This is a genomic window from Cupriavidus sp. CER-90 (genome assembly GCF_057652055.1).
In genome coordinates, this window is sequence record NZ_JBYGYM010000002.1 from 1,993,541 (window position 1) to 2,010,585 (window position 17,045).

Below are 17,045 nucleotides of genomic sequence, written 5' to 3' on the forward strand. Positions count from 1 at the left end.
GCTCAGCGCGACGCGCTGAAGATCTTGCCCGGGTTCAGGATATGGTTCGGGTCCAGCGCGTCCTTGATGGCGCGCATCAGGTCCAGCGCGTCCTCGCCGTGCTCCTGCACCAGAAAGCCGATCTTGTGCAGGCCCACGCCATGCTCGCCGGTGCAGGTGCCGCCCATCGACAGCGCGCGCTCGACGATCCGGCGGTTGATGGCCTCGGCCTCGGCCATTTCCTCGGGCTTGCCGGTATCGACCAGGATCGCCACGTGGAAATTGCCGTCGCCGACATGGCCGACGATCGGGCAGGGCAGCGACGATGCGTTCAGGTCGCGCTCGGTCTCGGTCACGCAATCGGCCAGGCGCGAAATCGGCACGCAGACGTCGGTGGTCACCGCGCGGCAGCCGGGCTTGAGCTGCAGCATCGCAAAGTAGGCCGTGTGGCGGGCATTCCAGAGCCGCGTCCGGTCTTCGGGGCGGGTGGCCCACTCGAAGCCCTGGCCGCCATGCTCGGCCACGATTTCCTGCACGGTCTCGGCCTGCTCGCGCACGCCGGCCTCGGTGCCGTGGAATTCGAAAAACAGGTGCGGGGTCTCGGGCAGTGTCAGGTTGTCGTGGCGGTTGATGGCGCGGATGGCCAGCGCATCGACAAATTCCACGCGCGCCACCGGCACGCCCAGCTGGATGGTCTGGATGGTGGCACGCACCGCGTCGCCCATGCTCGGGAACGCGCATACGGCAGCCGAAATGGCCTCGGGCTGCGGATACAGGCGCACCGTGACCTCGGTGATGATGCCCAGCGTGCCTTCGCTGCCGATGAACAGGCGGGTCAGGTCGTAGCCGGCCGACGACTTGCGCGCGTGGGTGCCGGTGCGGATCACGCGGCCATCCGCCATGACCACGGTCAAGGCCAGCACGTTTTCGCGCATGGTGCCGTAGCGCACGGCGTTGGTGCCCGACGCGCGCGTGGCGCACATGCCGCCCAGCGACGCGTCCGCGCCCGGGTCGATCGGGAAGAACAGGCCCGTGTCCTTGATTTCCTGGTTCAGCTGCTTGCGCGTGACGCCCGGCTGCACGGTGACGGTCAGGTCTTCGGGATGGACGGCCAGCACGCGGTTCATTTGCGACAGGTCAAGGCTGACCCCGCCGGCAACGGCCAGCAGGTGGCCTTCGAGCGACGAACCGGCGCCGTAGGGAATCAGCGGCACGCCATGGGTGTTGCACAGCCTGGCCACCTCGGCCACTTCCTCGGTGCTGTGGGCAAATACCACGGCATCGGGCAGGGCGGGCGGAAACGGCGATTCGTCACGGCCATGGTGCTCGCGCACGCCGTTCGAGGTGGAAAAGCGGTCGCCGAAGCGGGAGGTCAGGGCATCGGCCAGGGCGGACGGGAACGGGCGGCGCGCCAGGGCGGCGGCAGGTGTGGGGTGGTTCATGCGGGTCTCCGGGCGGGCCGTATGGCTCTGTATGTAATGGAATGCCGCTATTCTACGACTCGCCTACGCCGCGTGCGCCACCTGATGGGCGGGCATTGGCCGCCATCCGGCCGATAAACGGCCATCCCGGACCGGAAGCAGGCCATAATTGCGCCACTTCGAAGCACCAACCCCAGAAAACGAGGAGACCGGCATGGGCAACCGCCTGTCCAAGATTGCCACGCGCACCGGCGATGCCGGCACCACCGGCCTCGGTGACGGCAGCCGCGTGGGCAAGAACAGCCTGCGCATTGCCGCCATCGGCGACGTCGACGAGCTGAATTCCCAGATCGGCCTGCTGCTGACCGAGCCGGACCTGCCGGCCGACGTGCGCGATGCGCTGCTTCATATCCAGCACGACCTGTTCGACCTGGGTGGCGAACTGTCGATTCCCGGATACACCTTGCTAAAGGAACCCCAGGTGGCGCAGCTCGATACCTGGCTGGCGCACTACAACGCCAGCCTGCCCCGCCTGGCGGAATTCATCCTGCCCGGGGGCAGCCGCACCGCCGCCCATGCCCATGTCTGCCGCACCGTGTGCCGGCGCGCCGAGCGTTCCCTGGTGGAACTGGGCGCCGCCGAATCGCTGAACGACGCGCCGCGCCAGTACCTGAACCGGCTCTCGGACCTGCTTTTCGTACTGGCTCGCGTGCTGAATCGCGCGGGCGGCGGCACCGACGTGTTGTGGCAGCGCGGGCGGCCGTCCTGATTGTGATGAATAGCTAACGTTAAGCCGGCTGGCGGGTCTGGCCGGATAAACCGAGAAAATTACTCGGATTTGCGGATTACACCCTTGAAATGGCCCGGGACGGCCACATTTCGCTCTCAGTCGAGATTGCAGTCCCTGACTGAGAGACAGGGCAATAGGAGAGAACACTATGGGTAAGATCATCGGTATCGACCTGGGTACCACCAACAGCTGCGTGTCGGTCCTGGAAGGCAACACGCCAAAGGTCATCGAGAACTCGGAAGGCGCGCGCACCACGCCGTCGATCATCGCCTACATGGAAGATGGCGAGATCCTGGTTGGCGCCCCGGCCAAGCGTCAGGCCGTGACCAACCCGCGCAACACGCTGTATGCCGTGAAGCGCCTGATCGGCCGCAAGTTCGAGGAGAAGGAAGTCCAGAAGGACATCGGCCTGATGCCGTACTCGATCGTCAAGGCCGACAACGGCGACGCCTGGGTTGGCGTGCGCGACCAGAAGCTGGCCCCGCCGCAGGTGTCGGCCGAAGTGCTGCGCAAGATGAAGAAGACCGCCGAGGACTACCTGGGCGAGCCGGTGACCGAGGCCGTGATCACGGTGCCGGCGTACTTCAACGACTCGCAGCGCCAGGCCACCAAGGACGCCGGCCGCATCGCGGGCCTGGAAGTCAAGCGCATCATCAACGAACCGACCGCCGCGGCGCTCGCGTTCGGCATGGACAAGAACGAGAAGGGCGACCGCAAGATTGCGGTGTATGACCTGGGTGGCGGCACGTTCGACATCTCGATCATCGAAATCGCCGACGTCGATGGCGAGAAGCAGTTCGAAGTGCTGTCGACCAATGGCGACACGTTCCTGGGCGGCGAAGACTTCGACCAGCGCATCATCGACTACATCATCGGCGAGTTCAAGAAGGAACAGGGCGTCGATCTGTCGAAGGACGTGCTGGCCCTGCAGCGCCTGAAGGAAGCCGCCGAAAAGGCCAAGATCGAACTGTCGAGCTCGCAGCAGACCGAGATCAACCTGCCGTACATCACGGCCGACGCCTCGGGTCCGAAGCACTTGAACCTGAAGATCACGCGCGCCAAGCTCGAAGCCCTGGTGGAAGACCTGATCGCCCGCACGATCGAACCGTGCCGTACCGCGATCAAGGACGCCGGCGTCAAGGTCAGCGACATCGACGACGTGATCCTGGTGGGCGGCATGACCCGCATGCCCAAGGTGCAGGAGCAGGTGCGCGAGTTCTTCGGCAAGGAAGCGCGCAAGGACGTGAACCCGGACGAAGCCGTGGCCGTGGGTGCCGCCATCCAGGGTTCGGTGCTGTCGGGTGACCGTACCGACGTGCTGCTGCTGGACGTGACGCCGCTGTCGCTGGGCATCGAGACGCTGGGTGGCGTGATGACCAAGATGATCTCGAAGAACACGACCATCCCGACCAAGCACGCCCAGGTGTTCTCGACCGCTGACGACAACCAGCCGGCCGTGACGATCAAGGTGTTCCAGGGCGAGCGCGAGATGGCCAGCGGCAACAAGCTGCTGGGCGAGTTCAACCTGGAAGGCATTCCGCCGTCGCCGCGCGGCATGCCGCAGATCGAGGTCTCGTTCGACATCGACGCCAACGGCATTCTGCACGTGGGCGCCAAGGACAAGGCCACCGGCAAGGAAAACCGCATCACGATCAAGGCGAACTCGGGTCTGTCGGAAGACGAGATCCAGCGCATGGTGAAGGACGCCGAGGCCAACGCCGAGGAAGACAAGAAGGCCCGCGAGCTGGCCGATGCCCGCAACCAGGCCGATGCGCTGATCCACTCGACCCGCAAGGCCCTGACCGAGCATGGCGACAAGCTCGAGGCCGGCGAGAAGGAAAAGATCGAAGCCGCGATCAAGGAACTGGAAGACGCCGCACGCGGCGGCGACAAGACCGAGATCGATGCCAAGGTCAATGCGCTGTCCGAAGTCAGCCAGAAGCTGGGCGAGAAGGTCTACGCCGACATGCAGGCCAAGGCCGGTGAAGCCGGCGCGGCGGGTGCAGGCGCGGCCGGTGCCGGCCAGCAGCAGGCCCAGCCCCAGGACGATAACGTCGTGGACGCCGAGTTCAAGGAAGTGAACGACAAGAAGTAAGCGGGAAGGGGGCGGCGGCGCGGGTGATGCCGGCGCCGCTGCCCGTTCCCGACGCCGGGCGACGGTGGTCTGACTCACGGTGCAAACCACGGTCGGACACCGCGCTCGGCTTTTTTGCTTATCGCCCGCCGGGTGTTTTCATGACCCGCCGGGCCCATCAGGTATTGAGCCACCATGGCAAAACGTGACTACTACGAAGTGCTCGGGGTAGGCAAGAACGCGAGCGAAGACGAGATCAAGAAGGTTTATCGCAAGCTCGCGATGAAGTACCACCCGGACCGCAATCCGGACAACAAGGAAGCCGAGGAAAAATTCAAGGAGGCCAAGGAAGCCTACGAGATGCTTTCCGACCCCGAGAAGAAGGCTGCCTATGACCAGTACGGCCATGCGGGCGTGGACCCGAACATGGCCGGCGGCTTCGGCGCCGGCGGGTTTGGCGGCGGCGGCTTCGCCGAGGCGTTTGGCGACATCTTCGGCGACATCTTCGGCCAGGCGGCCGGTGGCGGCCGACGCGGCAACGGCCCGCAGGCCTACCGGGGCGCCGACCTGCGCTACAGCATGGAGATCTCGCTGGAGCAGGCCGCGCACGGCCACGAGGCGCAGATCCGCGTGCCGCACTGGGACGATTGCGATCACTGCCACGGCAACGGCGCCGAGCCGGGGTCGTCGGTGGAAACCTGCCCGACCTGTAACGGCGTGGGCCAGGTACGTGTGTCGCAGGGCTTCTTCACGATGCAGCAGACCTGCCCGAAGTGCCACGGCAGCGGCAAGTTCATCCCCAAGCCATGCACCAAATGCCACGGCCAAGGCAAGCTGAAGTCGCAGAAGACGCTCGAAGTGAAGATTCCGGCAGGGATCGACGAAGGCATGCGCATCCGCTCGTCGGGCAATGGCGAGCCGGGCATCAATGGCGGCCCCCCGGGCGATCTGTACGTCGAAGTGCATATCAAGCCGCACGAGGTATTCGAGCGTGATGGCGACGACCTGCACTGCCAGATGCCGATCTCGTTCGCCACGGCGGCGCTGGGCGGCGAGCTCGAGGTGCCGACGCTGGGCGGCAAGGCCAGTTTCCCGGTGCCCGAAGGCACGCAGGGCGGCAAGACGTTCCGGCTGCGCGGCAAGGGCATCAAGGGCGTGCGCTCGGGCTATCCCGGCGACCTCTACGTGCATGTGAACGTGGAAACACCGGTCAAGCTGACTGACGCCCAGAAGGAACTGCTGCGCCAGTTCGACCGCTCGGTCCACGAGGGCGGTTCGCGCCACAGCCCGCAGGAGCAATCCTGGCTGGACAAGGTGAAGAGCTTCTTCAGCTAAGCCTTCGCGCCGCTGGAAACAGAAACCGGCTACGTGAGCAACGTGGCCGGTTTTTTTATGTATCGTTGGTGCTGGAACGGCCCGGTCCGTATCCCGACCACGTTCGCCAGATTGATGTCTCTCACCGATCCCTTCGTTCTGCTCGACGATGCCCACGCGCCGGGCGTCGCCGCATCGCGTCTGTACACCGGCTTCGTGCGCCAGGACATCGTGCCGGCCGGCACCGATGCCGCCGCGCTCGACGCACTGCTGGCACAAGGCTGGCGCGACAGCCTGCACGTTGCCCTGTTTGCGCCGTACGAATTTGGCGGCCATCTCGTCGGCGCTCCGGTCCATCTGGACGAACGGCTACCGTTCCACGACGGCGCCTTGCGCCTGCTGTGGTTCCGTACGCTGACGCTGCTCGATGCCGGACAGGTGAAGCAGTGGGTCGATGCCCAGGCCGGGCCCGGCCCGGCTGGCGTGCTCGACGTGGCCGGCAACCTGTCGCGCGAACAGTACACCGCCGCCATCGCGCGCATCCATGCGTACATCGAGGCGGGCGATACCTACCAGGTCAACTTCACGCAACGGCTCGGTTTCCAGACCTTCGGCGATCCGGTGGCCTTCTACGCCGCGCTGCGCGATGCCCAGCCCGTGCCGTTCGGCGCGCTGGCACGGTTGCCCGGCGATGGCTGGGTGCTGTCGTTGTCACCGGAATTGTTCGTGGCGCACGATGGCGAGGGCCATCTGGTGGCGCGCCCGATGAAAGGCACGGCCCCGCGCACCGGCGATGCTGACGTGGATGCACGATCGGCCAGGGTCCTGGCCGCCGATCCGAAGAATCGCGCCGAGAACGTGATGATCGTCGACCTGCTGCGCAACGACCTGGGTCGCCTGGCCGTGCCCGGCAGCGTGGCGGTGCCCGATCGGTTTGTGGTGGAGCCGTTCGGCCGCGTGCTGCAGATGACGTCCACCGTCACCGCCACGGCGCAGGCCGGCACGTCGTTCGGCAGCCTGATGCAGGCGCTGTTCCCGTGCGGGTCGATCACGGGCGCGCCCAAGCGCCGCACCATGCAGATCATCGCCGAACTGGAATCCTCGCCACGCGGGCTCTACACGGGGTCGATTGGCTGGCTCGACGCGCCGCGCGCCGGTGGCGCGCTGGGCGCTTTCGGCATGTCCGTGGCGATCCGCACGCTGGTGCTGGCCGCAGCCGACGAGGCCGGCCTGCGGCGCGGCGAGATGGGCGTGGGCGGCGGCATCGTCCATGACAGCGTGGCCGACGACGAATTCGCCGAATGCGGCTGGAAGGCGCGCTTCCTGACGGCGCATGACCCGGGCTTCACGCTGTTCGAAACCATGCATGCGCACGACGGCGTCGTGCTGCATCGCGAACGGCATCTCGCGCGCATCGCCAAATCCTCAAAAACGTGTGGATTCGCATTCGACACACCGGCCGCACGTGCCGCGTTGCAGGCCGAGGCCGCGCGGCTGGGCGACGGCGACTGGCGCTTGCGGATGAGCGTCGACAAGCGCGGCGCCATCGCCTTTGCCAGCGGACCGCTCGTGCCCCTGCCGGCCGCGACGGTCGATCTCGACATGGCGGAACTACGATTGCCGGTGGCCGATCCGCTGCGCCGCCACAAGCTCAGCGCGCGTTATACGTTCGATCAGGGCTGGCAGGCCGCGGAGCGTGCCGGGGCATTCGACTGCCTGTTCTTCAACACGCGCGACGAACTGCTCGAAGGCGGCCGCAGCTCGGTGTTCGTCAAGGTCGATGGGCAGTGGCTGACGCCGCCGCTGTCCGCCGACATCCTGCCCGGCGTGATGCGCGCGGTGGTGCTGGAGGCGGGCGATGCGCTGATCGACGGCCCGGTGGCCGAGACGACCGTGACGCGCGAGGCGGTGCTGCGGGCAGAGGCGATCGTCGTCGCCAATGCGCTGCGGGGGACGATGCGGGGGCGGTTGCGTGACGCACCGCCCACTGATTGACTCCCCTCTCCCGCACGCGGGAGAGGGGTTGGGGGAGAGGGCAAACGCTTCGGCTGCGAGATCCTCGCTTGGTACCGCAATCGCCGGCCCTCTCCCCCGCCCCTCTCCCATCAATGGGAGAGGGGAGCCAAACATTCCGGCGAGTGCGCCGGATCAAGCCGAAAACGTATGTTCCACCGCCGGGAAGCTGCCGTCTTTCACGGCGGCCACGTAGGCGCGCACGGCGCCTTCGATCGAGGTCTGGCCGTCCATGAAGTTGCGGACGAACTTGGCCTTGCGGCCGGGGTAGATGTTCAGCATGTCCTGCAGCACCAGCACCTGGCCCGAGCAGTCCACGCCGGCGCCGATGCCGATGGTCGGCACCTTCAGCATCGCCGTTACCTCGCCGGCCAGCTTGGCGGGCACGGCTTCCATCAGGATTACCTGCGCGCCGGCCTGCTCCAGCGCCTGGGCCTCGCGCTTCAGTTGCGCGGCGCCGGCCTCGGTCTTGCCCTGCACCTTGAAGCCGCCGAATGCGTGGACCGATTGCGGCGTCAGGCCGATATGGGCGCACACCGGGATGCTGCGCTCGACCAGGAATTTCACGGTGGGCGCCAGCCATTCGCCGCCTTCGAGCTTCACCATCTGCGCGCCGGCGCGCATCAGCGTGGCCGCGCTTTCGAAGGCCTTTTCGGGCGTGGGATAGGTGCCGAACGGCAGGTCCGTCACCAGCAGCGCGGTCTGGTTGCCGCGTGCCACGCATTCGGTGTGATACGCCATGTGTTCCAGCGTGACGGGCAGCGTGGTTTGCTGGCCCTGTATCACATTGCCCAGCGAATCGCCGACCAGGATCATCTCGACGCCGCAGTAGTCGAGCAGCGCGGCGAAGCTGGAATCGTAGGCGGTCAGCATGGCGATCTTGTCGCCGGCGTCGCGCATGGCCTGCAGCCTGGGCGCGGTGACGGTCTTGCGGGAGGGGTCGAGGAGGTAACTCATGGCAGTGCCCGTATGGAGTGGCGGCCGTGTGTCGCACGAACAAGCTTCGGCGGCGGCCGTTGTCGTTATCGTGTTGTGCTGCCGGGGGCCTTAGGCGCGTCTTTGCAGCGGCTTTGGAGCAGATCAGCGGGCAGCGAGATTCAGGAAGGCCCTGCGGCCTCGCATGTTCTCGATGCGCGACAGTAGTGTACGGAAATCGTCGTCGTTGTCTACCGGATTGAAGTGGGCGGTATCGACGATCAGCACCGGGGCGTCGTCGTAGCGATGGAACAGTTCGCCGTAGGCGTCGTGCAGCCGTTGCAGGTACGTCTCGTCGATGGCGGATTCGCCAGGCAGGCCGCGTCGCAGAATGCGTTCGCGCAGCAGCGACGGCGTAGCCTGCAGCAGGATGACCAGGTCCACGCGCTGCGCGGGCACCTGCAGCCGTGCCGCCAGTGCGTCGTAAAGCGCCAGTTCGTCGGCCTCCAGCGTCAGCGCGGCATAGAGACGGTCGCGCGCGTACAGGACGTTCGTCAGCATGCGCTGGCCGGCAAGCATCGCCGTCTGCCATTGCTGCAACTGGGTGGCGCGCTGGTTCAGGCAGGCCAGCTGCATCGGCAGCGCGTAACGCTGCGGCTCGCGATAAAAGCGTTCGAGGAAGGGATTCTGGCGGGCGCCGTCGGCGAGTTCGCCGGCCCGCAGGTACTGCGCCAGCCGCTGGGCCAGCGCGGACTTGCCCGATCCGACCGGGCCTTCGACGACGATGCGGCGCAGATGGTCGAGCATGCGTCAGGTGCGCGGTGCGCTCAGGACGGGGTGTTGCCTTCCTGCAGGCGCGTGCACTTGCAAGTGGAAAGCTTTTCGATGCGCTGGTCCTGCACGCCAGGCAGGAAGTCCGCTGCCCGGCCGCGGCCGGGAATGTCCAGCGCGGCGTCCAGCTCGATCAGCGGAACCAGCACGAACGCGCGTTCCGTGATGCGCGGATGCGGCACGGTCAGCGCCTCGGTGTTGATCGCTTCGGCGCCGAACAGCAGCAGGTCCAGGTCCAGCGTGCGCGGCGCGTTGCGGAACGGCCGCTCGCGGCCGAACTGGTCTTCGATGTGGTGGCAGATGCGCAGCAGTTGCGACGCCGTGAAGGTCGTTTCGACCTTGACCACGGCGTTGAAGTAGTCGTCGCCGGAGGCGTCGACCGGGGCCGTGCGGTAGAACGACGACCGCGCAACGACCGTGATCCCGACCTGCTGGGCCAGGCACACGATGGCGTCTTTCAACGCCTGGCGCGCATCTCCAAGATTGGCGCCGATGCCGATGAAGGCAAGCGTCATGTTATTCCTCCGGCTGGGCGCGGCGCGGTCCCGGCTCGGGCTGACCTCCATCGGCCCCGTCAGTCGATTGCGCCTCGCTGCGGGAAGACACTTTATCCGATTTCCGCGGACCGCGTCGGCGGCGCCGTTTGCGTGCCGGCGCGTCGCCATCGTGGCCGGTGCCGTCCTCGGCGCCTTCCGCGCCACCGTCGTGGCCGGTGTCCTGGCCGCCGTCGTGGCTCTCACCCGAACCGCCCCTGGAACCCTTGCCGGACTTGCCGCGCGCGGGCCGGGCCGCCTCGATCAGCGCCTCGCGCTCGTCGGGGTGGGCGTTTTGGAAGTCGGTCCACCACTGGCCCACCTCGGCCGGCTGCTCGCCGGCTTCGCAACGCAGTTGCAGGAAGTCGTAACCGGCGCGGAAGCGCGGCGATTCCAGCAGGCGGTACGGCATGCGGCCCACGCGCTTTTCAAAGCGTGGCTGCATGCCCCAGATGTCGCGCATGTCGGTGACAAAGCGGCGCTGGATGGCCAGCTGGCCGGTCTGCTTTTCCAGCACCATGTCCATGGCCGTGTTCAGCGCGGCGATCGGATGCTCGCCTTCGTCGCGCAGCCTGGTCCAACGCTGCAGCACGTGGTGCCACAGCAGCGACGCGAACAGGAAGCCCGGCGACACCGGCTTGCCGGCCTGCACGCGGCGGTCGGTGTTGTCGAGCGCCAGCTGCACGAAACGCTGGCCCATCGGCTGTTCGATGGCCACGTCCAGCAGCGGCAGCAGGCCCTTGTGCAGGCCGGCCTTGCGCAGTTCCTGCAGCGATGCCCAGGCGTGGCCCGACATCAGCAGCTTGAGCATTTCGTCGAACAGGCGCGCGCTGGGCACGTTGTGGATCAGCGGTGCCAGTTCGGCGATCGGCGCACGGGTTTCCTCGTCGATGCCGAAGCCGGTCTTGGCGGCAAAGCGCACCACGCGCAGCATGCGGACCGGGTCCTCGCGGTAGCGCGTGACCGGGTCGCCGATCATGCGCAGCGTGCGGGCGTGCATGTCTTCCATGCCGTGATGGTAGTCATGCACGGTCTGCGCGGCCGGATCGTAGTACATCGCGTTGATGGTGAAGTCGCGGCGTTCGGCGTCTTCGGCCTGCGATCCCCACACGTTGTCGCGCAGCACGCGGCCGCTGGCGTCGATCGCGTGCGTCTTGCTGTCAAGCTCGGCCCGCTTCAGGCGGCGCCCTTCGGGCAGCGTCTCGCTGGCCACGGCGTCCACCAGCGCGCGGAATGTCGAGACCTCGATGATTTCCTGCTCGCGGCCGCCGTAGAACGTCACGTGCACGATCTGGAAGCGGCGGCCGATGATGCGGGAACGGCGGAACAGCGCCTGCACCTGGTCCGGCGTGGCGTTGGTGGCCACGTCGAAATCCTTCGGCTTGATGCCCAGCAGCAGGTCGCGCACGGCGCCGCCCACGATAAAGGCCTGGTACCCGGCCTGCTGCAGCGTGGACGTGACCTTGACCGCGTTGCGCGAGATCAGCGCCGGGTCGATCCTGTGTTCTTCCACGCCAACCACGCGCGGGGTATGGGCGCGGCCCGTGCGGCGCTGTTTCGGCCCCGGCTTGCCCAGCAGCCGGGTGATGAGCTTCTTGATCACGTCAGAACAGGTCCATGATGCGCCAGCCAGCGGCCGCGGCGTGGTTGCGCAGGCGGTCGTCGGGGTTGGCGGCGATCGGCTCGCTGACCTTTTCGAGCAGCGGCAGGTCGTTGGCCGAATCGCTATAGAACGTGGTGGTGCCGAAGTCGTCCCACTTGGCGCCCAGGCTCTTGAGCCAGCTTTCCACGCGGGTGATCTTGCCTTCGCGGAAGCTGGGCACGCCAGCCACTTCGCCGGTGAAGGCGCTCTCGGGCTTGCCGTCGATCGTTTCCGGATCGGTGGCGATCAGGTGCTTGATGCCGAAGGCCTGGGCGATCGGCGCGGTGACAAAGCTGTTGGTGGCCGTCACCACCGCGCACAGGTCGCCGGCTTCCAGGTGCTTGTACACCAGGGCCTTCGCCTGCGGCGTGATCACCGGCTCGATGACCTCGTGCATGAAGCGCACGCGCCATTGATCCAGCCGGTCGCGCGGGTTGGCCGCCAGCGGGGCCAGCGCAAAGCGCAGGAATTCCTGGATATTGAGCGTCCCAGCCTTGTATTGGCTGTAGAACTCGTCGTTCTTGCGACGATACGATTCCTCGTCGACGACGCCCATGCGGACCAGGAAGCGGCCCCATTCGTGGTCGCTATCGGTCGGGATCAGGGTGTGGTCGAGGTCAAACAGTGCCAGATTCATGGGGCGCGATTTTACATTAAGGTGTCCCGGGCGGTCGGCCGGGCCCGGGGGGACGGGCGGGGCGGCATCTCGCCGGCCCTACCAAGCAAGCGTGCGGGTCCGGCGGCTACTCCCGGAATTCGGCGAACATTTCGCGCAGCAGCGGCAGCGTCACCGCGCGCTTGCGCTCCAGCGAATACATGTCCAGCGCGTCAAGCAGCGCCATCAGGCTGGGCATGTCGCGATAGTGGCGCGTCACGAGCCAGTGCGGGATTTCGGGCGAAAGCTGCAGCCCCCGCTCCTTGGCGGCCTGCACCAGCGCGGCCATCTTGTCCTCGTCGGACAGCGGCTGGAGCTGGTAGACCAGCCCCCAGCCCAGCCGTGTGCGCAGGTCTTCACGTACCGGCATGGCGCGCGGCGCCAGGCTGCCCGCCACCACGAGCGCGCAGCGCACATGGGCGCGCACCTCGTTATAAAGCGAAAACACGGCGATCTGGCGCGCCTCGTCCAGCAGGTCGACGTTGTCGACGGTATAGATCTGGCACGCCGGGTCGAACATGAAGTCGGCCAGCGCGTGGTGCGGGCTCAGGTAGCGGCAGTTCAGGCCGGCGTGGATCGCGGCGTCGCAGACGGCATGCAGCAGGTGGGTGCGGCCGGAGCCCATGTCGCCCCACAGGTAGAACAGGCGGTCGTTGGCCTGCTCGCGCGCCACCAGGCCGGGCAGGTCGCGCAGGCGCTGCACCGGCTCGCGATTGGCCGACACGAAGAAATTGTCGAACGTGGACGGGGGCGGGCTGCCCAGTTCCAGCGACAGCTGCTTATGACTTTGACGCGGTGACATGACGAATCCGTTACTTGCGCGATGCGTGCCTGCAGTATGCCTAGTGCCGGCCTAGTGCCGATAGAGGTCGCTGGCCAGGTAAACGCGTCGCAGCTGACGCGCGCCGACCAGCAGCACCGCACAGGTTGGCAGTGCCAGCAGCACGCCAAAGAAGCCGAACAGCTGCCCGAACGCCAGCAGCGCGAAGATCACCACCAGCGGATGCAGGCCGATACGCTCGCCCACCAGCCGCGGTGTCAGGTAGAAGCTTTCCACGAATTGGCCGATGCCGTATACCACCGCCACGGCGCCCAGCCCGTACCAGTTGCCAAACTGCAGCAGCGCGGCCAGCACCGCCAGCGTCAGTCCGATGCCGAAGCCGATATACGGGATGAACACGGCAAGGCCGGTGAAGATGCCTACCGGGATGCCCACATCGAACCCTGCCACGGTCAGGCCGATCGCGTAGATCGCGGCAAGGATCACCATGACCAGGATCTGCCCGCGCAGGTACTGGGACAGCAGGGCGTCGGTCTCGGCCGACAGTTCATGCACCTTGGGCACCCAGCGGCGCGGCACCAGGCGCTCGATACGCCGCATGACCATGTGCCAGTCCATCAGCAGGTAGAACATCAGGATCGGCACGATGAACAGCAGCCCGGCCAGCTCGATCAGCGCCGATCCCGACACGCGCACGTAGTCGAACAGCACCTGCATCAGGTCTTCGGGGCTGGCCGCGAAGCGGTTCTGCAGCATGCTGCGCAGGCCGGGGAAGTCGAAGCGCACGCGCACGCCCAGTTCGGCCAGCCGGGGCGCCAGCACGCTGTTGAGCTTCTGCAGCAGCATCGGCACCTGTTCGCGCAATTGCGGGATCTCGCGCTGGAGCACCGCGATCAGCAGCAGCACCAGCAGCACCAGAACCACGCCCAGCAGCCCGACCATCAGCGCCACGCCGATGAAACGGGGCACCCGGCGGCGTTGCAGCCAGTCCACGCCCGGATTGAGGATGTACGAAAAGATGAAGGCCACCAGAAACGGCGTCAGCACCGGCGCCAGCGCCAGAATCACGGCGAACAGGGCGGCGCCGACCACCATCCACAGCAGGATGCGCTTGGTGTCTTGGGAAAGCAGGGGAGCGGTCATCGGCGGGTCCGGCGCGTCATGGTTTGGCAGTGTGGCAGGTGGATTCGTCCGCGATCACTGGTCGCCAGGAGCCTGTATCCGTTAAAATCGCGATTTTACTGGACTCGCGTCCGTGCTCCGTGCCCGATTGGCCTCCCCGGCCCAGGGACTTAGCTAAAAGCGACGGATTCCGCACTTCATCCTCATCCAAGACAAGCAGGTTCTCATGAGCGCATCCCCGACCGCCGGCCAGGCAGGCCTTTCCTACCGCGATGCCGGTGTTGACATCGATGCCGGCGACGCCCTGATCGACCGGATCAAGCCGTTTGCCAAGCGCACCATGCGCGAAGGCGTGATGGCTGGTATCGGCGGATTCGGCGCCCTGTTCGAACTGTCGAAGAAGTACCAGGAGCCGGTGCTGGTATCCGGCACCGACGGCGTGGGCACCAAGCTCAAGCTGGCGTTCCAGCTGAACCGCCACGACACCGTGGGCCAGGACCTGGTGGCCATGAGCGTCAACGACATCCTGGTGCAGGGTGCCGAGCCGCTGTTCTTCCTGGACTATTTCGCCTGCGGCAAGCTGGACGTGGACACCGCCGCCACCGTGATCCAGGGCATCGCCCATGGTTGCGAACTGTCGGGCTGCGCGCTGATCGGCGGCGAAACCGCCGAAATGCCGAGCATGTACCCGGACGGTGAATACGACCTGGCCGGCTTCGCGGTCGGTGCCGTGGAAAAGAAGAAGATCATCGACGGCACCACGATCCGCCCGGGCGACGTGGTGCTGGGCCTGGCCTCTTCGGGTGCACACTCGAACGGTTACTCGCTGGTGCGCAAGATCATCGAAGTGGCCAAGCCGGACCTGAATGCCGACTTCCACGGCCAGCGCCTGCAGGACGCCATCATGGCGCCGACGCGCATCTACGTGAAGCCGCTGCTGTCGCTGATCGACACGCTGCCGGTCAAGGGCATGGCCCATATCACCGGCGGCGGCCTGACCGAAAACGTGCCGCGCGTGCTGGCCGACAACCTGACCGCCGTGATCCAGCGCGATGCCTGGACGCTGCCGCCGCTGTTCCAGTGGCTGCAGGCGCAGGGCAACGTGGCCGACGCCGAAATGCACCGCGTGTTCAACTGCGGCATCGGCATGGTCGTGATCGTGGCCCGGGAAGACGCCGAACGCGCCATCCGCCACCTGCAGGCCGCCGGCGAAGCCGTGTGGCAGATCGGCGAGATCCAGGAACGCGCCGAAGGCCAGGCCCAGACCGTGGTGGTCTGAGCGTAGCTTCGTAGTCGGTTTTCTCCCCTCTCCTGCCACGCGGGAGAGGGGCCGGGGGTGAGGGCAAAGCGGTTCTGCTTGCCGATCATCGCAGTTTGAACCGCTGCTCCCTCTCCCCCAACCCCTCTCCCGCTGTGCGGGAGAGGGGAGCACCCCCCCGGCATCCCTCAAGCAGCGCTTAGCGCTTTCAGCGCGTCCCCCGTCACGCGGCAGATGCGCCAGTCCGGCATCACGTCGGCGCCCATCGCCCGGTAGAAATCGATCGACGGCTGATTCCAGTCCAGCACCGACCACTCGAAGCGGCCGCAGCCGCGTTCCACGGCCAGCGCCGCCAGATGCTTGAGCAGCGCCTTGCCCAGTCCATGCCCGCGCCAGGCGGACTCGACGAACAGGTCTTCCAGGTACAGGCCGGGTTTGGCCAGGAAGGTCGAGAAGTTGTGGAAGAACAGGGCAAAGCCAACGGCCTGCTTCGCACCCTCCTGGTCGACTTCCACGATCACCGCTTCGGCATGGGGCCTGGCCCCGAACAGCGCGTCGCCAATCTTCTGCGGCGTGGCTTCCACCAGATGCGTCAGCTTTTCGTATTCGGCCAGTTCCGAGATCAGGCGGAACAGCGTGGCGCTGTCGGCGGGCGTGGCGGGGCGGATCAGGAAGGCGGTCATCGCAATTCGCTCAAAAAAACGGAAGCGATGATTATCGGTCACCCGGCGCGCGGTCACCAGCCCGCGGCCTGGGCCACCTGCGCGACGTAGTCGGGTGCCAGGGCATCGATGCTGATGCGCTCCGGCGTGCTGCGCAGCCACGTCAGTTGCCGCTTGCAAAGCTGGCGCGTGGCGGCAATGCCGCGCTCGCGCATGGTGGCGGCATCGCAGTCGCCGTCCAGGTATTCCCACACCTGCCGATAGCCGACGCAGCGCATCGATGGCAGCCCCAGATGCAGGTCGCCGCGCGCGCGCAGCCGCCGCACCTCGTCGATCAGCCCGCCAGCCAGCATCGCGTCGAAGCGGTCGGCAATACGGGTGTGCAGCACTGCGCGGTCCGAGGGCTCCAGCGCAATCACCCGGTAGCGCGCATCGGCCGCCCCCGTGAAGGTCCGCGCATCGGCCTGGCGGGCCAGCAGTGCCGACATCGGCTGGCCGCTGAGCCGGTAGATCTCCAGCGCACGCTGGATGCGCTGCGCATCGTTGGGCGCCAGGCGCGCGGCCGTGACCGGATCGGCCTCGGCCAGCATCGCATGCAGCGCGGGCCAGCCGCGCTCGGCAGCCAGCGCATCGAGTTCGGCACGCACGGTGGCATCGGCCTGCGGCAGATCGTTCAAGCCCTGGGTCAGCGCCTTGTAATAGAGCATGGTGCCGCCGACGATCAGCGGTGTGTGTCCGCGCGCCCGGATCTCGTCGATCAGCCGTTCGGCATCGGTCACGAACTGCGCGGCCGAGTAGCTGTCGAGCGGATCGATGATGTCGATCAGGTGGTGCCGCACGCTGGCCAGTTCGGCCGGCGTGGGCTTGGCCGTGCCGATATCCATCTCGCGATAGACCAGCGCGGAATCGAGGCTGATGATCTCCACCGGGCGGCGCGCGGCCAGCTCCAGCGCGGCAGCGGTCTTGCCGGACGCGGTGGGCCCCAGCAGGCAGACGATCGGCGGAAAGTCGGAAAACTGCGATGACATCATCAAACGGCCAACGGGAAACAGGGG

The 17,045-nt window shown here is 66.7% G+C and carries 15 protein-coding genes; 5 read left to right on the top strand and 10 right to left on the bottom strand.

The genetic code is table 11. The features are described from left to right. Nucleotides 1–2: 2 nt before the first annotated feature. A complete protein-coding gene (locus AC24R4_RS19795; RefSeq protein WP_400391399.1) occupies nucleotides 3–1,421 on the bottom strand; it encodes an FAD-binding oxidoreductase in 1,419 nt (472 codons plus the stop codon). Nucleotides 1,422–1,614: 193 nt separating this feature from the next. Between AC24R4_RS19795 and AC24R4_RS19800 the strand changes: the two genes are divergently transcribed. The 4 genes from AC24R4_RS19800 to AC24R4_RS19815 all read left to right on the top strand — a co-directional run bounded on the left by AC24R4_RS19800 (nucleotide 1,615) and on the right by AC24R4_RS19815 (nucleotide 7,573). Continuing rightward, nucleotides 1,615–2,169: a cob(I)yrinic acid a,c-diamide adenosyltransferase gene (locus AC24R4_RS19800; RefSeq protein ID WP_400391402.1), complete on the top strand. Its 555-nt coding sequence runs from the start codon at nucleotides 1,615–1,617 to the stop codon at nucleotides 2,167–2,169. Nucleotides 2,170–2,338: 169 nt separating this feature from the next. Further along, complete coding sequence (dnaK, locus tag AC24R4_RS19805; protein WP_400391406.1) at nucleotides 2,339–4,285, top strand: molecular chaperone DnaK; 1,947 nt, start codon at nucleotides 2,339–2,341, stop codon at nucleotides 4,283–4,285. 174 nt (nucleotides 4,286–4,459) lie between these two features. Further along, nucleotides 4,460–5,599 (top strand): molecular chaperone DnaJ, encoded by a 1,140-nt coding sequence (dnaJ, locus tag AC24R4_RS19810; RefSeq protein ID WP_400391408.1) that lies wholly within the window; start codon nucleotides 4,460–4,462, stop codon nucleotides 5,597–5,599. Nucleotides 5,600–5,713: 114 nt separating this feature from the next. Continuing rightward, on the top strand, nucleotides 5,714–7,573 hold the full coding sequence (locus AC24R4_RS19815) for a chorismate-binding protein (RefSeq protein ID WP_400391411.1): 1,860 nt from the start codon (nucleotides 5,714–5,716) through the stop codon (nucleotides 7,571–7,573). 153 nt (nucleotides 7,574–7,726) lie between these two features. Here AC24R4_RS19815 and panB read toward each other — a convergent pair whose 3' ends face one another. From panB to AC24R4_RS19850, 7 genes are all read right to left on the bottom strand, one after another. Further along, complete coding sequence (gene panB / locus AC24R4_RS19820) at nucleotides 7,727–8,548, bottom strand: 3-methyl-2-oxobutanoate hydroxymethyltransferase (protein WP_400391414.1); 822 nt, start codon at nucleotides 8,546–8,548, stop codon at nucleotides 7,727–7,729. Between the two features lie 123 nt (nucleotides 8,549–8,671). Further along, the gene (locus AC24R4_RS19825) at nucleotides 8,672–9,313 is read right to left on the bottom strand and encodes a deoxynucleoside kinase (RefSeq protein WP_400391417.1); all 642 of its coding nucleotides are present in this window, start codon (nucleotides 9,311–9,313) and stop codon (nucleotides 8,672–8,674) included. 20 nt (nucleotides 9,314–9,333) lie between these two features. Further along, nucleotides 9,334–9,852 carry a 2-amino-4-hydroxy-6-hydroxymethyldihydropteridine diphosphokinase gene (gene folK / locus AC24R4_RS19830; protein WP_400391420.1) on the bottom strand — a complete coding sequence of 173 codons (519 nt, stop codon included), beginning with the start codon at nucleotides 9,850–9,852 and terminating at the stop codon, nucleotides 9,334–9,336. 1 nt (nucleotide 9,853) lies between these two features. Beyond that, nucleotides 9,854–11,473 carry a polynucleotide adenylyltransferase PcnB gene (gene pcnB, locus AC24R4_RS19835; RefSeq protein WP_400391423.1) on the bottom strand — a complete coding sequence of 540 codons (1,620 nt, stop codon included), beginning with the start codon at nucleotides 11,471–11,473 and terminating at the stop codon, nucleotides 9,854–9,856. 1 nt (nucleotide 11,474) lies between these two features. After that, nucleotides 11,475–12,149 carry a histidinol-phosphatase gene (locus AC24R4_RS19840; protein ID WP_153947324.1) on the bottom strand — a complete coding sequence of 225 codons (675 nt, stop codon included), beginning with the start codon at nucleotides 12,147–12,149 and terminating at the stop codon, nucleotides 11,475–11,477. A gap of 106 nt (nucleotides 12,150–12,255) precedes the next feature. Continuing rightward, complete coding sequence (hda, locus tag AC24R4_RS19845) at nucleotides 12,256–12,969, bottom strand: DnaA regulatory inactivator Hda (protein ID WP_400391426.1); 714 nt, start codon at nucleotides 12,967–12,969, stop codon at nucleotides 12,256–12,258. A gap of 51 nt (nucleotides 12,970–13,020) precedes the next feature. Next, nucleotides 13,021–14,091, bottom strand: a complete 1,071-nt coding sequence (locus AC24R4_RS19850; RefSeq protein ID WP_487523503.1) for an AI-2E family transporter — start codon at nucleotides 14,089–14,091, stop codon at nucleotides 13,021–13,023. Between the two features lie 205 nt (nucleotides 14,092–14,296). Between AC24R4_RS19850 and purM the strand changes: the two genes are divergently transcribed. Continuing rightward, nucleotides 14,297–15,349 (top strand): phosphoribosylformylglycinamidine cyclo-ligase, encoded by a 1,053-nt coding sequence (purM, locus tag AC24R4_RS19855; protein WP_153947327.1) that lies wholly within the window; start codon nucleotides 14,297–14,299, stop codon nucleotides 15,347–15,349. A 167-nt stretch (nucleotides 15,350–15,516) separates the two neighbouring features. Here the strand turns inward: purM and AC24R4_RS19860 are convergent, their stop codons facing one another. Further along, the gene (locus tag AC24R4_RS19860) at nucleotides 15,517–16,011 is read right to left on the bottom strand and encodes a GNAT family N-acetyltransferase (RefSeq protein WP_400392990.1); all 495 of its coding nucleotides are present in this window, start codon (nucleotides 16,009–16,011) and stop codon (nucleotides 15,517–15,519) included. Between the two features lie 53 nt (nucleotides 16,012–16,064). After that, nucleotides 16,065–17,021 carry a tRNA (adenosine(37)-N6)-dimethylallyltransferase MiaA gene (miaA, locus tag AC24R4_RS19865; protein WP_400392988.1) on the bottom strand — a complete coding sequence of 319 codons (957 nt, stop codon included), beginning with the start codon at nucleotides 17,019–17,021 and terminating at the stop codon, nucleotides 16,065–16,067. Between the last annotated feature and the right edge of the window lie 24 nt (nucleotides 17,022–17,045).

What these genes read in the sequence shown, in the direction of transcription:
- panB (WP_400391414.1), bottom strand. Translation starts at nt 8,548, where the DNA reads ATGAGTTACCTCCTCGACCCCTCCCGCAAGACCGTCACCGCGCCCAGG.
- folK (WP_400391420.1), bottom strand. Translation starts at nt 9,852, where the DNA reads ATGACGCTTGCCTTCATCGGCATCGGCGCCAATCTTGGAGATGCGCGC.
- AC24R4_RS19840 (WP_153947324.1), bottom strand. Translation starts at nt 12,149, where the DNA reads ATGAATCTGGCACTGTTTGACCTCGACCACACCCTGATCCCGACCGAT.
- AC24R4_RS19850 (WP_487523503.1), bottom strand. Translation starts at nt 14,091, where the DNA reads ATGACCGCTCCCCTGCTTTCCCAAGACACCAAGCGCATCCTGCTGTGG.
- AC24R4_RS19825 (WP_400391417.1), bottom strand. Translation starts at nt 9,313, where the DNA reads ATGCTCGACCATCTGCGCCGCATCGTCGTCGAAGGCCCGGTCGGATCG.
- miaA (WP_400392988.1), bottom strand. Translation starts at nt 17,021, where the DNA reads ATGATGTCATCGCAGTTTTCCGACTTTCCGCCGATCGTCTGCCTGCTG.
- AC24R4_RS19860 (WP_400392990.1), bottom strand. Translation starts at nt 16,011, where the DNA reads ATGACCGCCTTCCTGATCCGCCCCGCCACGCCCGCCGACAGCGCCACG.
- dnaJ (WP_400391408.1), top strand. Translation starts at nt 4,460, where the DNA reads ATGGCAAAACGTGACTACTACGAAGTGCTCGGGGTAGGCAAGAACGCG.
- AC24R4_RS19815 (WP_400391411.1), top strand. Translation starts at nt 5,714, where the DNA reads ATGTCTCTCACCGATCCCTTCGTTCTGCTCGACGATGCCCACGCGCCG.
- purM (WP_153947327.1), top strand. Translation starts at nt 14,297, where the DNA reads ATGAGCGCATCCCCGACCGCCGGCCAGGCAGGCCTTTCCTACCGCGAT.
- AC24R4_RS19795 (WP_400391399.1), bottom strand. Translation starts at nt 1,421, where the DNA reads ATGAACCACCCCACACCTGCCGCCGCCCTGGCGCGCCGCCCGTTCCCG.
- AC24R4_RS19800 (WP_400391402.1), top strand. Translation starts at nt 1,615, where the DNA reads ATGGGCAACCGCCTGTCCAAGATTGCCACGCGCACCGGCGATGCCGGC.
- hda (WP_400391426.1), bottom strand. Translation starts at nt 12,969, where the DNA reads ATGTCACCGCGTCAAAGTCATAAGCAGCTGTCGCTGGAACTGGGCAGC.
- dnaK (WP_400391406.1), top strand. Translation starts at nt 2,339, where the DNA reads ATGGGTAAGATCATCGGTATCGACCTGGGTACCACCAACAGCTGCGTG.